Origin of the sequence: Coleofasciculus sp. FACHB-1120, assembly GCF_014698845.1 — a bacterium.
Lineage (GTDB): Bacteria > Cyanobacteriota > Cyanobacteriia > Cyanobacteriales > FACHB-T130 > FACHB-T130.
The window spans coordinates 1-17,089 of record NZ_JACJTV010000028.1; the positions used below are offsets into that span (position 1 = coordinate 1).

A 17,089-nucleotide genomic window follows, 5' to 3' on the forward strand; every position below is an offset into this window, starting at 1 on the left:
GCTTACTATATACTTTTTACTCATTGGACAGCTCGGTGGTAGTTGGTTAAGACTTTTACCTTAAATACTACCCAATTTATACCCATCGATTTGCCCTTGACAGGCTAGTAGAGCGATCGCAGTGCCTTAAGAATCCGCAGACATAAATGGGGATCGTATTGATGGTTACACTTGTCGAGCGCCTGTTCCAAGTTTTGAATCGCGGCGGCAGCTTGCCGCTGTCCCAAATGTTTCTGAGACTGTGCTAGCAGCAACAAATATAAGCTTTCATACTGAGCTTGAGGAATGGAGACAGAAGTAGTCTGAAACGTTTCTTCCGCTAGCGTCGAAAGTGCCAAATTCGCTTGCTGATACGCTTCTATCCAGTTGGACTGGTTCAGCGCCACTTCCGCCAAAAAGCCAAAATCTTGAGCCTGCTGGAGGTTTGCATCATAAGTTTGATGCAGGATCAAAGCTTTTTCTGCCAACTCCTGCAAATCCGCCCATGCTTCTAAACGCCGCAGCACTTCACACAGGAAGGAAATAAACTTAGCAACCAGTTCTGGACGTTGAGCTTCTTCAAAAACCTCAATACACTGCTGAAAATAGTCTCTGGCTTGCTTCCAGTGCTGGCGGCTCATTTCCGGTCGCAAGTTAGCCAAACGGGTATAGCATTGCCCCAAGTGAAACAGCAGCAAACCCACTTTTAGAACTGAGTGCTGAGGACTGACGACACACAGGGAATCCGAAAGTATGATGCTTATCTCTTGGCTCTCATTTCTGATATTTTCCTCAGTCCGTACTTCGTGGCGCTTTGCTAACAGTTCTGAGTCTTCAGTCCTGAAATAAGCCAGACTTCGTTGATAATGGGCAATGCTTGACTGGATTTGATCGGTGGTGTAGTCATTGCGTCCCCGCACAAATTCCAAGCTTGCCTGTAGTTGAGGGTCCAATTGTTGCCCGCGACGGCGCAAATCTGTTAAAGCTGACTCCAGTTCCAGGCGATGCTGAGAACCAACCGCCAAATCCAGGGCGGAATGGTGCGACCACTCTAAATTGCTAGAATCTAGTTCTCTGGCAAATAGAGAGTCTGCTTTCTGCCGCAATAATTCGATTAACTCCTCCCCTGACATCACAAATCGGATCGAAGAAGCTGCCCAGCTCTTGAAATCTGGCGCAAATCGAATCAGCTTTTGTAGCACCGCGTCGGAGATCCACAAGACGAGGGGAAAAGGAAACTGAGCGCGAAACTCATCACGCACTTGGTTGGTGGAGGTTAGCAGTTGATCGAGAGCAACCACCGACTCCAGCCCTAAGATCATCGCAGCGGACAATATTTCTGTTTGCCGGTACGAATCCCCTTGTTCTTCTAGCGCTTCCAAAATCGGGTTGTAGAGCGTCTTGACCGAATCTGCTAATATCACCTCGCGCAGCGGAAACGGATTTTGTTCCCGTACTTGCTGCACCATTCGCTGTTGCAACAAGGCATAGTTGCAGCGCACCAGAATTAGCGAGAATTGCCCCTGAGAAAGGGCGATCGCTCTCAAGAGAGTCCTTAATGAGCGTTGATTGTATGCAGCTGCCTCTTCTGGTCGGCTCAGATCGGTCATTACTTTTACGTTTGGCCTGCGCGTTCGATGGAGAACATTTCTCTGCCAATGGTTTAGCAGTAGTGGTATTAAAAAAACGAATAGGCACAAATACTATTTTGAATTTGCTGAAGCAGCTCTGAAGCTGCTTCGTTTTGTCATTGACCAATAATCACCGGGACTATCGTCAGCCATCTTTTTAAATGAGTTTTGTAATTACCAGAAAATCGTTGATTAAAAAGAGCCACTCCCCTCATTCCTGTCAAAATGCTGCTTCCATAGGCGATTTAAGCCAAGAGGCTGGCAAATAATCTAGATTTGGGAACTCTCTGGAACTGAGTACTCAGCAGAAATTTTCGGCATTGCTCTCAGTATTGGCGTCAACAAAGAGTTTGCGAACCAGCCGGGTTCGCAAGTTCCTCTTCTAAGAGAGGTTCTTGACGACTGTTTCGGCAGCTCACCTTTTATTATGTCGTTACCAGAGAATAAATGATTTGCCTGACAAAAGAAAATAGTAACTGTCTTTGCGAGGACTAGACTCTAACCGCTGCTGATCCAATCCAGTTTCTTTGATCCGGGGTAGGCATCTACTCATCCGGAAACTTTCGCTGAGATTTAGGGAAAAGTTTCACGCAAAAGGATTCCTTGCTCAATCAAGGCAAAAAACCTCTACGGTCATTCTTCTAAAGCCATACCAGTCTGTGACTAGAGAAGACAAGTTGGGAGCCAGGGAACAATGGCGATTTGGTATTTTACCTCGAAAACTGCTCCTCGGACTGCCTTGCCCAAAAAAATCTCCAAGTCTCACTCAGTAGGTTGGAGACTTGGAGAAAATCAGTGCGAATAGAATAACAGATGCGAGAAAGCGCGATCGCCGATAAAAGAAACTGGATTCACCCTATTTCCCGCATCAGCAACTCGATTAAAGTTTTGCTTCCAAAGACTTCAGAAACTCTGTATTAACACCCGACTCGCGGGTAAGGGCGATTTTCCCGGTACGAGCAATTTCACGCAAACCAAATTTATTCAGCACTTGCACAATCGCCACCAATTTACCTGGATCTCCTACTACTTCTAAGGTAAGCGCATCCTCTGCGATGTCTACTACCCTAGCGCGGAAAACTTGAGCCAGTTCAATTACTTCCGAGCGATTGGAGGTGGTAGCATTCACCTTCAGCAGCATCAGCTCTCGTTCTACACACGGAGTATCCGTTATATCCTGAACTTTAAGGACATTCACCAGCTTGTAGAGCTGCTTGGTGAGTTGCTCGATCACCCGGTCATCTCCCGGCACGACCATTGTAATTCGGGAGATTCCGAGCTGCTCAGCAGGCCCAACAGCAAGGCTTTCAATATTAAATCCTCGACGGGCAAACAAACCGGCAATCCGGGTCAGGACTCCAGCTTCATCTTCAACCAAAACTGAAAGGGTGTGTTTCATTTTATACAAAACAAGCGGAGGCGCAATGTTGCTTTGCAACACGCTAATCGATATTTTGCTTCCCGACAAGAAGCTAGTTGAGTTGTAAACAGTACATTCGCAAAGACCTACTGCCTACACCCTATGCCGAAGGCAATGTTGACAGAAGTTCTGTCAGCATTACTGAATCTTAATGTTACTGTATAGCGCCCCTTGGCTACAAAAAATGGTTATCTCTATATTTAGATTTAGCCCATCTTTAGTGCCCGGAGAACCTGAAATCTTTTCTTTGATAGATGTCTTGATTTGAAAATCTCCTAATAATGGTGTAGTTCAGCTTAATCTGGAGCAAAAATACCTATGGGTTGGTTAAAAAGACTTTTTGGCATGGAAAAGCCGCAAAATGCACAAACCAGTGCGGTACCAGCACCGACAGCTCAAGCTCCTGCCTCAACCGGCACCGCAAGTAGTAGCGAGACGATTCCCCCAGAGCGAGTGGGATTAACTGGGGAATATGATCAAAGCGGACTTGCCAAGCGGGTTGCTCTCGCTTTCGATCAAGATCCAAATTTGGATGATATCAATACGCTCTATGTAGCCCAAACTGGCGGCACAGTTGTGCTAAAAGGACAAGTTCCTAGTCAGCAAATCCTTAATCAAATGGTCTCGGTCGCTCGGAGTGTAGAGGGTGCCACGGGTGTCGAAACCGATCAAGTCACTATTGGATAGAAGTGAGACGCTTAGATAGTTAGACGCCAGGGTGAACATTCGTAGGGTGGGGGCTGCCCACCCTACTTGACGCAAAGCTAATCACTCACGGCTAACTGTTTTTGGGGTGTAGCAGAGCTATTTGCCTTGTCTTCAGCCATTGTTTCGAGCCAGTTGAGGATAATCTGGTTGACTTCATCGGGACATTCGTCATGGGGACAGTGACCGGCATCTAGCTCAACCAAATGCAGCTTCGGGTTGATATCCCTGAACCGAGCCAGTACGCTCAAAGGAATCATTTTATCTTGCCGACCCCAAATCAAGAGCATGGGGGTGTTTAAGTTTGGCAGTAAGGTTTTGACATTGGGGCTAAATTTAGCACTGGTCATCGCTTTGAGGATGGCACCGAATGCTGCTGCCGAACCCCGATCTTGCGCGGGGCCTGCCAAAATATCTACCAGTTCGTCGGTGACAGCATTTGGGTTAGCATAAGCGATCGCTGCCCACTTGCGAACAAAGGACGGACGCCTGACTAGATAAAACACGTTCTGGAGTATCACGGGCGAAGCGACAACGCCTTTTATCGCTGCCACAACGGGTCGTAGCCAGGTAGGAATCGCCTCCTCCTCTATGGAGGGATCGGGCAAGCTCATCATCACAAAGCCTTTCACCATCTCTGGATGCGCTGCTGCTACTGCTAGACACACGAGCGATCCAATCGAATTTCCAACTAAGACTACCGGCTGCTGAATGAAAGTGCGCCAGAAATCATAAACTTGCTCTACCCACAGATCAATTTTGTAGTCTGCCTGCGCCTTTCGAGATGCCCCAAAGCCCAGCATGTCCAGAGCATAAACCGTATGGGACTGACCGAGTACCGCTAGATTGTGTCGCCAGTGTCCAATGGAAGTCCCAAATCCATGCAGCAGCAACACGGGAGTCGTCTTTTGTGTCGGTTGAGACGCCCGGATGTATGTATAGCGAGTTTGCCAGCCTCGCCAAACCCAGTCTCGTTGACTGCCAATTCGATGCTGCCAATGCTGGGTCACGATCGCTTTTGCCTCAAATTAATAAGTTTTACAAAGCTTGTATTTGTCTGTTCACTTCCATTTTAGTAGTTTGCTGCTAGAGAGTGTCTCATCAGGTTGATTGGAAGTTAAGTTAACAAACCCAGACAAAACCCGTACTGGATGGCAATCAAAAAAGTACTTAACCTATTGATACCAGACTGACACTGCTTGAGGAAATTGAGAATCCGCAGCCGGTTGAGGGGACTTTGCGCGCTCGCTTTTTGGAAGTTACATGAACAACTATAGACAGAAACTCTCCCATACTCAGTAGAATGGCAAGTACAAGTTTGAAAAACTTGGTTTCATTGGGAATGAAATTGAGGACGCCAGGGACAAGCCTGTAGCCCTAGTGCGATCGCTCAAATCTCAGTAACCCACTGCTATCAAAATTAACCTTATCAACTAACCGAGCAAACATAACCCTAATGCCTGTGATTGAGAAAAGACGCACTCGCGATCTACCCCAAATTAACGAACGTATTCGCTTTCCCCAAATTCGCGTCATTGACACCGATGGCACGCAGCTGGGAATTATGACGCCAAACGAGGCTATCCGCATCGCCGAAGAAAAAGAGTTGGATCTTGTCCTGCTCAGCGATAAAGCCGAACCGCCCGTTTGCCGAATTATGAACTACGGCAAATATAAATTTGAACAGGAGAAAAAAGCGCGGGAAGCCCGGAAAAATCAGCATACTGCTGATGTCAAGGAAGTGAAGATGCGCTACAAGATTGAAGAGCATGACTATCAAGTGCGTGTCAATCAAGCCGAGCGCTTTCTGAAGTCGGGAGATAAAGTCAAAGCTACGATTACGTTCCGAGGTCGCGAAATTCAACACAGCGATTTAGCCGAGGACTTGCTCAAGCGGATGGCGACGGATTTACAGGAACTAGCGGAAGTGCAGCAAGCTCCCAAAAAAGAAGGTCGCAACATGATGATGCTGCTGTCTCCGAAAAAATAGCTCAGTCGTCGGCGGTCAGTAGTCAGTTAGTCAGTGGTCAGTGGTGTGGGGAAGACTAGGCGTCGCCCGAACAGTGGTCAGTGGCAAAAAAGAAGCAACTGACCACTGACTACTGACAACAGACAAAATAGCAATGAAACTGAACAATCGTGCTTGGTCTTGGTCAGATTGGGGTCGGGGATTACTCCAGTGGGTCAATCTTCGTCCAGAAGAAGGAGAGCGAACACTATTCATGTTCGTTTTCTACACCACAACTTCCATAGGAATCATCTGGGCAGAAGCCAGCACTGTCGCCCTCTTTCTGAAAGAGTATGGCGCAGAGCAATTGCCCCTGTTCTATATCCTCTCGGCGGGTATCGGTTCAAGCCTGGGCTTTGTCTACTCTTGGATGCAAAAGATTTTGCCTTTGCGCTGGGTCGTTGTCCTAGTAGCCTCCCTTGCAGTCATCCCCCTGGTACTATTTCGCCTGGGATTAGATATTGTCTATTTGGCTGGCGTCACCGTCTTTCTGATGCGGTTGTGGGTGGAAGCGATTAACGTCCTCAATGACCTCAACACTTCCATTACTGCTAATCAACTTTTCAATATCCGGGAAATTAAGCGCACCTATCCCCTCATTAGTAGTGGCATCCTCGTCGCAGATGTCATCAGTGGCTTTTCCCTCCCGCTAATCCTCGCCACCGTCGGACTTCATAACGTTTCCCTAGTTGCTGTTGTGATGATGGGGTTGGGAGCCTGTAGCCTTTTTTATCTCACACAGCAGTATCAGCAAGCCTTCCCGGATTCTCCCGTCAGATCCAGCTTAAATCAAGAAACCGATTTCACCTCTAGGCGTCTGAGAGGTCCCTTACAGCGTTACGTCATCCCCTTATTTGGCTTCTTTATCATCGGGCAGATTCTCTTCTTGTTGATCGATTTTCAGTATCTCAGTCAATTAGAACTGAACTTTGATAGCAAAGAAATTGCCAGCTTCCTCGGTTTGTTTAGCGGCATTGTAGGTTTATGCGAACTGGCAACCCAGTGGTTTATCTCCAGTCGAGCTATCGAACGGCTGGGGGTATTTGTTGCTGCTATGTTGTTACCTGCGGCAATTATTATCCTTAGCTTGGTTTCCCTCACCGGGATTACAGGCTTTTTTCTGGGTCTGATCTTCCTCAAATTTATAGACGAACTGCTGCGCTATACCCTCATGGCTGCCTTGGGGCCGGTTCTATTCCAACCACTCCCGGATAACATTCGCAGCTCAGTCATGGCTCAGGTGCGCGGCATTGCCGAATCCCTCTCCACAGGATTTACGGGAGCGGGAATTTTAGGCATCATCAGCCTATTAGCCTTTGCCTTTCAAAACCTGTCGCCGGACTCGCTGCGATATCTCCAGAGTTGGGTGTTTGTCGCCGTTATTATTGTTTTTGCCCTCCTGTGGCTGTTAATCGTTTTCCTGCTCCGGTCAACCTATGTCGGCTTACTGGTTCAGAGCGCCCAAGGAGAACGGCTAAGCGTCTCTGATGTCGATCTGCGAGTCCTCAAGCGTGCGGTCGTCGAAACTTTGGAAAAACCGGGTACCGAACCCGATAAACGCTCTTGCATCGAACTCCTGTGCCAAATCGACCTAGAAGATGTGGGCGAAATCCTTGCCCCACTCCTGACTCACCTCACCCCAGCCTTGCAGCGCCAGAGCCTAGAAGCAATGCTGCTGACGCCGAATCCTACTTATTTAGATCAAGTTCAGGAGCTGATTGCCGAAAAACCGAACCCAGAAGTTCTGGCTGTCGCCCTGCGCTATGTTTGGCTAACTCAGGAAACTCCGGATATTAGCCAGTTACAGCCCTACCTTCGTCCCAATGTAGACCCGGTAGTGCGTGGAACCGCCGCCGCCCTCATCTTGCGCCGGGGCACCCCGACGGAGAAAGCGGAAGCGACCAATACCTTGCGTCGGATGCTGACTCATCAACGGGAACGAGAACGAGTCATGGGTTGTCGAGCGCTGGGAGAAGCAGATTATTTGCAAGCGCTGCGACTTTATATTCCCAGCTTGTTGCAAGATGAGTCTTTGCGCGTGCGCTGCGCCTTGCTAGAGGTGATTTCTTCAACCCACTTACACGAATACTATCCGGCGCTGATTCGAGGGCTTTACTACAAGTCCACCCGCGAAGCGGCTCTAGGGGCGATCGTGCGGTTAAAAGATGAAGCGATTCCAATGCTGGTCGAGTTGGCACAGGATATCCACAAGCCAGACTTGATCAGGCTTCAAGCTTGGAGCGCTATGGGTCAAATTGGCACGCCGGAAGCCCTTAATCAGTTGGTTGCTCATCTAAAAATCGGCTGGGGGACTACACGACGCAATATCCTCCGAATTCTGCTCAAAATGCCCCACGAAACTGGAATAGACGGGGTTCTCGACCGATTAGGTCGCAGCGGCGTTGAAATGTTAATCGAGCAGGAAATGCTGTTTATCGGACAGTTGTATGCTGCTTTGGTAGATTTGTCAGCGGATGAGCCAATTGAATCTTTGTTCGCCTCAACACTAGAGGCGAAGCAATCAGCACTCTCATTGCTACGACGGGCACTTCTGGAAGAGCAGTCGGATGTGATCGAGCGGTGTTTCTTGCTGATGAAGTTTCTTTATCCGGCTAGCTCAATTCAAGCCGCAGCGTTTAATCTCCAATCTGATTCGCCTTCCAATATCGCGCTGGGGTTGGAAATTTTGGATAATACTCTAGATATTGCCAAGAAGCGATCGCTTGTGGGAATTCTCGACCGGCGACCGGAGAAAGAAAAACTGCAAAACTTGGTGGAGATGTTTCCCTATCAACCGATGATTCAGAGCGATCGCCTGCGTCGGTTGCTGGATTTACGTCATTTTCTGTCAGACTGGCCTTTAGCTTGTTGTTTTCATGCAGCACGTCAAGCGAAATGGAGCCTGACGCCGGAACAGACGCTGGTGTGTCTGCGCCATCCGACCGGCTTTGTCCGGGAAGCGGTTCTGGCTTATTTGAGAGCCGCTGCACCTCGCGCTTTGCAGGAAATGTTGCCCGTTCTGAAAAATGACCGCGATCGCCTTGTCGCCGCCCAAGTTCAGCAGATGATGGCAGAACTGGGACAATAGAGGAGCTAGGGACTCTGGACTCTGGATAATTACTCTAAGGACGATGGGCTGCTCTAAAGTCTAAAGTCTAAAGTCCAAGGTCTAAAAGTCTAAAGTCTAAAGTCTAAAGTCCAAAGTCTAGAGTCTAGATTCCGATGTTAACCAGCGTTGAGCGCCTATTATTTGTCAGGGGCGTCCCGATTTTTCAGGAACTGCGGGATGATTTTCTGGTGCGGCTGGCTTCTGTGATGGATGAGCTATCCTTTCCAGCGCATCATACGATTTTTACCGAAGGGCAAGAAGGGCGATCGCTCTACATTGTCGTTTCCGGCAGGGTACGGGTTCATTTTGGCGGTCGGGATTTGGCGCACCTAGAACAGGGAGCCACCTTTGGGGAGATGTCGTTGTTTGATGCTGAGCCGCGTTCGGCTTCAATTACAACTTTGGAACCTTGTGAGTGTCTGATGCTAACGCAGTTGCAACTCTATGATGCGATTGATGAGACGCCAGGAATTGCGGTGAATATCATTCGTTTACTGTCCCGTCGCATCCGCGAATTGAACAATAAGATCAATGTTTATAAGGCGGAAAGTCAGGAAGCAGATTTAAGCAAGGCGGGGAATTTGGGAGGATGAACCGTGAAGCAAGAAGCAAAAGCCACGAGGAGACGCGATCTCATCCCTTAGCCAAATATCTCTGACACCCTAGCTACTTGCCTGTACAGGTTTCCAACTATCCAACGATTTCCGAATTGAGGTCAATTCATCCATATATTCATTCAGTTGGGCTTTTCGCTCCTTCAAAATTGCCACAATTTGACCGGGATGTGCTTCCTGCTTCTGGGGTTCGGTTGCCAAATGGTTAACTTCATTTTCTAATGTTTGAATTGGTTCATTTATTAGCGGCTCCAAACTTTGAGAATCTGCATTTTTGCGAAGACTCTCAGTTTCGATTTCCCAGTTTCTAATACTGGTATCCAGAGAATTTTCCATTGCTTTAGCAGCTTTATTCAGGTCTGTCAAGACTCCATTTAAAAGGTTCCAGCCTGAATTTTGAATAATCGTTTGCAGCACTATTTCTTGAATAACTGGAACTCCGCTATCTTTTAAAGCTTTCGGTGCAATTTCTATAGGTTGGGGAACTCTAAATTCACCTTCTTCAGTTTCTTCAATATAGTTCCCTAAAAACACTTGTACAAACTCTTTTGTATGACTGCTAGTTGCTGTGCTGCTTTGGATCAGTTTCGCTAAAAGTCCTTTTCTAGAACTTGCTGAGTAGATAATTGGATTAAGAAAACCTAAGAAAAGTAATTTTTGTTTCCAAGTTTCTATAAGCCTAGGAATATTTTTATCTGTATCTACATTCGGCTCAATTTCATTAACAACGAAAAAAACCTTACTTTGATTTACTGATAAAAACCTGCGATAATTATCTATTAATTTATTTAAAAAGCTGGAAACAGAATCAGTTTCCAAATCCCTATCGTTAAAAACAAACAAAATTACATCACTAATTCTCAAAGCTTCCAATATCATCTGTTTCCAATCTGTTATTGGAGGAAGTTCTATAGATTCCCGCTCATGTTCAACAGGCAGATCGGTCAGGGTAAAGCCAGCCAGAGACGAAAGCGTGCTAATTGCTTCAATCGGATGTTCTATCTCAAAACGGATAGTATTATCAAGATTATGATGATTCTGAATATCGTGGATACGCTCTAGGAATTTTTGGGCAATTTCGACTGCATCACCAGAGGCGATCGCAACAGGTTGCCGATTTCCTTCTCGATACTCCAGAAATCTCGGCACCTGTCCAGAGTCAATATGCCGGATATCTGTACGGTAGTCAGTACTCGCTTCGGCTTCACTCGGTAAAATATCTGCGCCCATTAAGGCATTGAAAAAGGTGTTTTTGCCTGCATTCAGAGGAGCAATAACTGCAACTTGATACTTCTGCTCTTTTAAAGCGTATAGCGCTTTGGTAATATCATTTTCAATGCGTTGTAACGCCTTGGTATCCTCTCCTTCCCCTTCGCGTGTCGCTCGAATCTCTTGAAGGGACTGTAAGAGTAGCCTGCCTGTGATATAGATGCTGTCGTGTGCTGCTTGAAACTGTTCAGAAGACATAGCGATCGTCCGCCGAAAGGGGCTAGCGTAAGTTAGCTAAAGCTTACATCAGGTGAACGCAGAAGAAACAAGTAAGAGTGACAGTTGCGATAGCGAAACGCTGAGTGTCACGCAGGCTACTAGACGCTCAAGCATTGCAGGCACCAGTAGCGATCGCGTACAGGTCTTTGGGCATGAAAACAGCGAAGCGCGGCTAACGCCTCGCGCCAACCTGTCGGTTCGCATCCGTCCACCCATCGTTTTTACGTCGTGCTTGACTCCTTCCCCGCTTGGGAAAAATCAAAACAATGCTTTAGAAATCGAGCCGGAATCTCCGGACAGCCGCCAAAATGAAGATGGACATAAGAAGCATGAACGTGATGTACTGCCCACCCCTCGCGAGTAACGGGACTATTGGGATCGTACCCCCGAATTTGAAAGAGTGGCGCTTCCGGTTCCTCAGTTAAGTGGGAACGGTGAAACTCATGCCCCCAAACGCTTCCCCCAACCGGGAGGAGGGGACTTTCTTGCAGAGCGATCGCTTGCCGATACCCTAAACTCAGGCGCGAACTCATGGCGGCTGTAGTCGGTAAAACTCCTACCATTGGGAAAGAATTCCCCTCAAAATCCACAATTTTTTCAGACAAATACATTAAACCGCCACACTCGGCATAAGTGGGCATTCCCGCCAAAATTGCCTTCCGCACTGCATCACGAGTCGCAGTATTTTCAGCCAAGTTTTGGGCAAAAACTTCCGGGAAACCCCCCCCAAAATATAATCCTTGGATGCCTTCTGGTAAGCTTTTATCCGTCAGCGGACTCCAAAAAACCAATTCTGCTCCCAAGGATGCGAGTATATCTAGATTGTCCTGGTAATAGAAGCTAAAAGCGCGATCGCGGGCAACCGCAATTCTTAAGGAATCGAGGATATACCCCGAAGGCGGGGGTGAAGGATGAATAATTTCTATATGTTGCCTTGGTTCCACCTTGAGAAGCGGCAAAAGCTGTTCCCACTCAAAACAACTGTCTCCTAAATCCGCAAGCCGATCGATTAAAGCGTCCATCTCAGAAAGCTCTGCGGTGGGCACCAAGCCCAGATGTCGGTCGGGAATATGAATATTATCTTGTCGCCGCAAAATGCCTAGAACGGGCAACTGCAAGGGTTCTAGAGCATCTTTGAGAAGTTGCAGGTGGCGATCGCTACCCACGCGATTTAGCACTACTCCAGCAATCTTGATTCTAGAGTCAAAAGAACGATAGCCATGAGCGAGCGCTGCCACCGAACCAGACAACCGGCTGCAATCTAACACCAACAGCACGGGTAAATCCAAAAGTCGCGCAATATGAGCCGTACTGCCGAAGTCAGTGCTAAGGACAGAATCTTCCGTTTCTTGCTCAATATTTAACTTTTCATTCTTAACTCTCTTGACTCCATCAAATAGGCCCATTACCCCTTCCACTAGGGCATAGTCGTTCCCGTAACGATGAGCCAGAAAAGACTGCTGCACGTAAGTTTCAGAGGTCAAAACCGGGTCTAAATTCCGGCAGGCATGACCAGTCACGTACCCATGAAACATCGGATCGATGTAATCTGGGCCAACTTTAAAAGATTGAACCTTGTGACCCCGACGACATAAAGACGACAGCAGGGCAAGCGTGACCGTTGTCTTGCCTACCCCGCTGCGTTCTCCGGCGATCGCTAATGCCATATTTACTCATTGCTTGTTGTTCATCGTTCATCTATGTTGCGATAAACAGTTGCTATGAACAATGAACAATTCGCGATTAGCTATTCGCGATCGCTAATTTCAGAATTGCTGTCGTGATCGCCATACTTTCTACGTAAAGCATATCCCGGCTCCAGCGCCGTAACTGCTGACTTAACAAGAACTCAGCTTTTTGGTCAGACATCGGCGTTACCTGTTGAATCCGGCAAGCTTGGGCACCACCCCCTGCCTCCATCCGCATACAACCTGTCGTTTCGGAACACAAAACCGTACAACAGTCTGCATCCAGATTCGTCGAACTCAGACGTAGCGCAATCAAGTCACCTGGTATATCGCCCCAGTCAGCAGTGGGAATCCCCGCCAACTCCGCTTCTACTGTCCGCTGATCGGGAGTAGTGAATTGAATACGCTTGATGTCATAATCACCACCTTCTTGTGTATAAGACACCGGGTGCCACTGCAACCGGCTCCCCAGCCAACCGATAAACATCAAGGCTTGGTCGGGATTGCCCTTTTCATAATTAATCGTCACCTTATCCACTTCCTTGAGAGCCTCGCGGCGCTCTGGTGGATCGAAAGCCTCAGCGGTTAATTCTTGCCAGGGAGCAAGCCGACGCCAATTGAGGTCAGCAACCGGAACGCCTTGTTCCAAAAGGGTTTGTACCCGCAGTAAATCGTCCTCTGGTTCGTTGAAAACACAAGAGTCAACGATGACCGAATTACAGACTGCTGCCAGCCGCTTGAACAAACCATCATTGGGATCGGGCGTCCCCTTCCACCAGAGAAACTTAGGCAGACCACCGATTAGCAGCCCACTTACAATTCCACCGATGCGTTCCAAAGCTTCTGCGGTGCCTTGCAGAGTGATGTATTCGCAGCAGATCAGCGTATTATGACTTTGCTTTTGAATCGGGCAATAGGCTGAGACTTGGGCAGTCACGCCTTCATCTTCCCCAGAGACGGGACACAGGGCAATGATGCGACAGGGGTTAGCGGCAGCGATCGCATCTGCGATTCTAAAGCTATCTGAGGAAGACTGCTGACCATTACTGGCATCTGCCTCTTTTGTATTGCCGGCGGAGCGTTTCTTAGCTTGTTCAACTCGCAGTCGGTCAAGGATTCCGGCATCTGTCTTGCCCGTTATTGGCAACCCATAAGCCTTCTGAGCCGCCTTAATCGCCGCCTCCGTCAGCGGGCCATCAATGCCATCGATCGGGCCTTTGTAAAATCCTAAGGCTGCCAACAGCTGCTGAGTTTCCTCCGGTTCGTAAACCACAAAAGTAAACGTGGTTGCTCGTGTCGCAGAAGGAGACTCGCCATTGCCATTGTCGCTATTGTAGCTTTGCCAAATTTGATGCAGTTCTGCCTCAATTTCTGTCATTGAGACATCTTTCGGCGGTTGTATTGAAACAATCGGAAGAGATTGTGTTGCCATATTCAGTGATTGAGGAAAAGGTAATTGGTAAAAAGGTAATTGGTAATTGGTAAAAAGGTAATTGGTAAAAAGTTTTAAGTTGTAGAGACGCGATTTATTGCGTCTGAGTTTTGAATGGAAGAGTTTCTTCTAACTTCAAACTCAATACTTACAACTCTGATTACCCATTACCGATTACCCATAACCCAACTACAATCTGCGCCAGCGGCGTCCATCTTGATTAATCAGGAATTCTGCTTCCTCTGGCTCCCAGGTTCCCGCTTCATACTGGGGAACCGATGTTGGGTCAGTGTTCGCTTCCCAAGCGTTTAATGCCGGTGTCACAACACGCCACGCTTCTTCTACTTCATCAGCTCTCGTGAACAAAGTTTGGTCGCCTAGCATACAGTCGATTAACAGCCGGTCATATGCATCGGACGTTGCCATCCCAAACGAGGAACCATAGCTAAAGTCCATATCTACTGACCGCGTCCGCAGTTCTGTTCCCGGCATTTTGGCTTCAAAACGCAGAGAAATCCCTTCATTCGGCTGAATCCGCATCGTCAGCACATTCGGACTGGCTTGCTGGGCGGCAGATTGAAAGATTAAGAAAGGAACTTCGCGGAAGTGGATGGAAATCTCGCTGACCTTCTTGGGTAGACGCTTGCCGGTTCGCATATAGAAAGGAACTCCTTGCCAGCGCCAGTTATCAATTAGCAGCTTCATCGCTACATAAGTTGGCGTCGTGGAGTTGGGATTGACCCCTGGTTCTTCTCGATATCCAGGCACCGGCTTACCCTTCATCCACCCAGCGGAGTATTGACCCCTAACCGCTGACAACTCCAGGTTATGCACATCTGCCAGGTGAGTTGCTTGGAGAACCTTCATTTTTTCGGTGCGGATACTATCGGCATCTAGGGAATTGGGCGGTTCCATTGCCGTGAGGCAGAAAGTCTGCATCAGGTGGTTCTGCATCATATCCCGCAAGGCTCCGGAGCTTTCGTAGTAACCGGCACGGTCTTCGACGCCTACAGTTTCTGCCACCGTAATTTGAACGTGATCGACAAACTGCCGGTTCCAAATCGGCTCAAAAATTGCGTTAGCGAAACGGAAAACCAGGAGATTCTGAACCGTTTCTTTACCCAGATAGTGGTCGATGCGGTAAACCTGTTTTTCTTGGCAAACCTGCTGCACTACGCGGTTTAGGGCTTGGGCAGAGTTGAGATCCCGTCCAAAGGGTTTTTCAATCACCAGACGGGTTTTCAGTGGGTCATCAAGCATTCCCGCCGTACCCAATTGGCGAAGGGCTTCCGGGAAGAAATTGGGAGAAACGGAGAGGTAAAATACGCGGTTTCCTCGCGTTCCGCGCTGACCATCCAATTCTGCTAAGAAGGCTTTCAGCTTCTGGTAACTTTCGGGCTTGTCAATATCACCAGGGCAGTAATACAGACCTTGGGCGAAGTCTTGCCAGAGTTCTTCTGAGCCAATCCCATCGCTAAATTCTTCGATCCCCTCGCGCATCTGCTCCCGGAAGTAGTCGTGGCTCCACTCCCGACGCGCCACGCCGACAATGGTCATTTCCGATGGCAGGCGTCGTTGCAGCTTCATCTGATAGAGAGCTGGTACGAGTTTCCGTTGTGTCAAGTCTCCGGACGCCCCGAAAATTACCAAAATCTGCGGCTCTGGTATCCGTTCCTGCCGCAACCCAACACGTAAAGGATTTTCTAGCAGTGTGACCATAGAAGGATAGTTTTGAATTTTGAATTTTGAGTTTTGGATTTTGAGTTTTGAATTTTGAGTTTTAAATTTCTAGATGAATTGATAATTTTGAATTATCAGACCCCTTTGTTAACTTAAAACTCAGCACTCAAAACTCAAAACTTTTTTACGCAGGTTGCAGATGTTTGATTTTCTCTTCCAAAGATGCGGTTAGAGATTCAAAAGGCTTCACAAATTTCTCAATTCCTTCGACTAGCAATTCGTCCATCACTTCGTCTAGATTGATGTCGATGTCGGGGTCTTTGAGACTTGCGATCAGCTCATAGGCTTCTTCCACCCCAGTTTCAATGCGAGAGGCAACGTCGCAGTGGTCAGCGCAGGCTTCAATGGTATTCGGTGGCAAGGTGTTTACCGTGTCTGGGCCAACCAGCTCATCAACATACATTACATCGCTGTAGCTGGGGTCTTTGGTGCTGGTGCTTGCCCACAACAACCGCTGGACATTTGCACCTTTTTCTGCAAGCACTTTCCAGCGATCGCTGCTAACGATTTCTTTGTACTTCTGGTAGGCAATTTTGGCGTTAGCGATCGCTATTTTGCCCTTAATTGCGACAAGTTCTGCCTTTTTCTCGATTCTATCCACGCCTGCTTTCAGCATGGCATCAATACGAGCATCAATATTAATATCGATGCGGCTAAGGAAGAAACTCGCTACCGAGGAGATTCTGCTGATGTCTTTGCCTTCCGCTGCCCGCTTTTCTAAGCCGCGAATGTAAGCCCACGCTGTCTCAACGTAGCTCTCAACGGAGAATAGCAGCGTCACGTTGACGTTGATCCCCTCGGAGATGACTTGCTCAACGGCGGGCAAGCCTGCCGACGTGCCGGGAATCTTGATCATGACGTTATCTTTACCGATTTCTTGGTAATAACGTCGGGCTTCCTCAATCGTGGCTTGGGTATCGTGAGCGATGTTTGGCGGTACTTCAATGCTGACGTACCCATCCAAACCTTCAGAGGAGTCATAGACAGGGCGGAGGATATCGCAGGCATTGCGAATATCTTCAAACACCAGCGATTCGTAAATTTTCTCTACTGGCAATCCAGCTTTGATCCCGGCTTCAATGTCGGCGTCGTAGATCGCATTTCCCGCGATCGCTTTTTCAAAGATAGCTGGATTCGAGGTGATCCCGCAGATCCCCTTATTCTCAACCATATCTTTGAGTTCGCCGCTTTGAATCAAATCACGGGTCAAGTTATCCATCCAGATACTCTGACCGTATTGTTTGATCTCTAATAGATGATTGTTTGGCATATCTG

Annotated in this window: 12 protein-coding genes; 4 read left to right on the forward strand and 8 right to left on the reverse strand. The window is 47.9% G+C overall.

Annotated elements, in window-relative coordinates; genetic code table 11:
• Positions 1–104 precede the first annotated feature (104 nt).
• Positions 105–1,589: a hypothetical protein gene (locus H6H02_RS20530; protein ID WP_190821194.1), complete on the reverse strand. Its 1,485-nt coding sequence runs from the start codon at positions 1,587–1,589 to the stop codon at positions 105–107.
• A 901-nt stretch (positions 1,590–2,490) separates the two neighbouring features.
• Positions 2,491–3,009, reverse strand: a complete 519-nt coding sequence (gene ilvN, locus H6H02_RS20535) for an acetolactate synthase small subunit (protein WP_190821200.1) — start codon at positions 3,007–3,009, stop codon at positions 2,491–2,493.
• 339 nt (positions 3,010–3,348) lie between these two features.
• Here ilvN and H6H02_RS20540 point away from each other — a divergent pair, with 339 nt between their 5' ends.
• The gene (locus H6H02_RS20540) at positions 3,349–3,717 is read left to right on the forward strand and encodes a BON domain-containing protein (RefSeq protein ID WP_190821202.1); all 369 of its coding nucleotides are present in this window, start codon (positions 3,349–3,351) and stop codon (positions 3,715–3,717) included.
• A gap of 77 nt (positions 3,718–3,794) precedes the next feature.
• On the opposite strand, the gene H6H02_RS20545 is transcribed toward H6H02_RS20540, so the two are convergent.
• Positions 3,795–4,745, reverse strand: coding sequence for an alpha/beta fold hydrolase (locus tag H6H02_RS20545; RefSeq protein ID WP_190821205.1), 951 nt, complete (start codon positions 4,743–4,745; stop codon positions 3,795–3,797).
• Between the two features lie 446 nt (positions 4,746–5,191).
• Here H6H02_RS20545 and infC point away from each other — a divergent pair, with 446 nt between their 5' ends.
• The 3 genes from infC to H6H02_RS20560 all read left to right on the forward strand — a co-directional run bounded on the left by infC (position 5,192) and on the right by H6H02_RS20560 (position 9,445).
• Positions 5,192–5,725, forward strand: a complete 534-nt coding sequence (gene infC / locus H6H02_RS20550; RefSeq protein WP_190429293.1) for a translation initiation factor IF-3 — start codon at positions 5,192–5,194, stop codon at positions 5,723–5,725.
• Positions 5,726–5,858: 133 nt separating this feature from the next.
• On the forward strand, positions 5,859–8,831 hold the full coding sequence (locus tag H6H02_RS20555) for a HEAT repeat domain-containing protein (protein WP_190821207.1): 2,973 nt from the start codon (positions 5,859–5,861) through the stop codon (positions 8,829–8,831).
• Positions 8,832–8,965: 134 nt separating this feature from the next.
• Positions 8,966–9,445 (forward strand): Crp/Fnr family transcriptional regulator, encoded by a 480-nt coding sequence (locus H6H02_RS20560; protein WP_190821209.1) that lies wholly within the window; start codon positions 8,966–8,968, stop codon positions 9,443–9,445.
• 69 nt (positions 9,446–9,514) lie between these two features.
• On the opposite strand, the gene H6H02_RS20565 is transcribed toward H6H02_RS20560, so the two are convergent.
• From H6H02_RS20565 to tal, 5 genes are all read right to left on the reverse strand, one after another.
• Complete coding sequence (locus H6H02_RS20565) at positions 9,515–10,933, reverse strand: dynamin family protein (protein ID WP_190821211.1); 1,419 nt, start codon at positions 10,931–10,933, stop codon at positions 9,515–9,517.
• Between the two features lie 242 nt (positions 10,934–11,175).
• A complete protein-coding gene (locus tag H6H02_RS20570; protein WP_190821213.1) occupies positions 11,176–12,621 on the reverse strand; it encodes a cobyrinate a,c-diamide synthase in 1,446 nt (481 codons plus the stop codon).
• Positions 12,622–12,697: 76 nt separating this feature from the next.
• Complete coding sequence (gene opcA / locus H6H02_RS20575; protein ID WP_190821215.1) at positions 12,698–14,074, reverse strand: glucose-6-phosphate dehydrogenase assembly protein OpcA; 1,377 nt, start codon at positions 14,072–14,074, stop codon at positions 12,698–12,700.
• Between the two features lie 189 nt (positions 14,075–14,263).
• Positions 14,264–15,793, reverse strand: coding sequence for a glucose-6-phosphate dehydrogenase (zwf, locus tag H6H02_RS20580; RefSeq protein WP_190821217.1), 1,530 nt, complete (start codon positions 15,791–15,793; stop codon positions 14,264–14,266).
• Positions 15,794–15,938: 145 nt separating this feature from the next.
• Positions 15,939–17,084, reverse strand: a complete 1,146-nt coding sequence (gene tal / locus H6H02_RS20585; protein ID WP_190821313.1) for a transaldolase — start codon at positions 17,082–17,084, stop codon at positions 15,939–15,941.
• Between the last annotated feature and the right edge of the window lie 5 nt (positions 17,085–17,089).

What these genes read in the sequence shown, in the direction of transcription:
- H6H02_RS20530 (WP_190821194.1), bottom strand. Translation starts at nt 1,589, where the DNA reads ATGACCGATCTGAGCCGACCAGAAGAGGCAGCTGCATACAATCAACGC.
- ilvN (WP_190821200.1), bottom strand. Translation starts at nt 3,009, where the DNA reads ATGAAACACACCCTTTCAGTTTTGGTTGAAGATGAAGCTGGAGTCCTG.
- H6H02_RS20540 (WP_190821202.1), top strand. Translation starts at nt 3,349, where the DNA reads ATGGGTTGGTTAAAAAGACTTTTTGGCATGGAAAAGCCGCAAAATGCA.
- infC (WP_190429293.1), top strand. Translation starts at nt 5,192, where the DNA reads ATGCCTGTGATTGAGAAAAGACGCACTCGCGATCTACCCCAAATTAAC.
- H6H02_RS20555 (WP_190821207.1), top strand. Translation starts at nt 5,859, where the DNA reads ATGAAACTGAACAATCGTGCTTGGTCTTGGTCAGATTGGGGTCGGGGA.
- H6H02_RS20560 (WP_190821209.1), top strand. Translation starts at nt 8,966, where the DNA reads ATGTTAACCAGCGTTGAGCGCCTATTATTTGTCAGGGGCGTCCCGATT.
- H6H02_RS20565 (WP_190821211.1), bottom strand. Translation starts at nt 10,933, where the DNA reads ATGTCTTCTGAACAGTTTCAAGCAGCACACGACAGCATCTATATCACA.
- H6H02_RS20570 (WP_190821213.1), bottom strand. Translation starts at nt 12,621, where the DNA reads ATGGCATTAGCGATCGCCGGAGAACGCAGCGGGGTAGGCAAGACAACG.
- opcA (WP_190821215.1), bottom strand. Translation starts at nt 14,074, where the DNA reads ATGGCAACACAATCTCTTCCGATTGTTTCAATACAACCGCCGAAAGAT.
- zwf (WP_190821217.1), bottom strand. Translation starts at nt 15,793, where the DNA reads ATGGTCACACTGCTAGAAAATCCTTTACGTGTTGGGTTGCGGCAGGAA.
- tal (WP_190821313.1), bottom strand. Translation starts at nt 17,084, where the DNA reads ATGCCAAACAATCATCTATTAGAGATCAAACAATACGGTCAGAGTATC.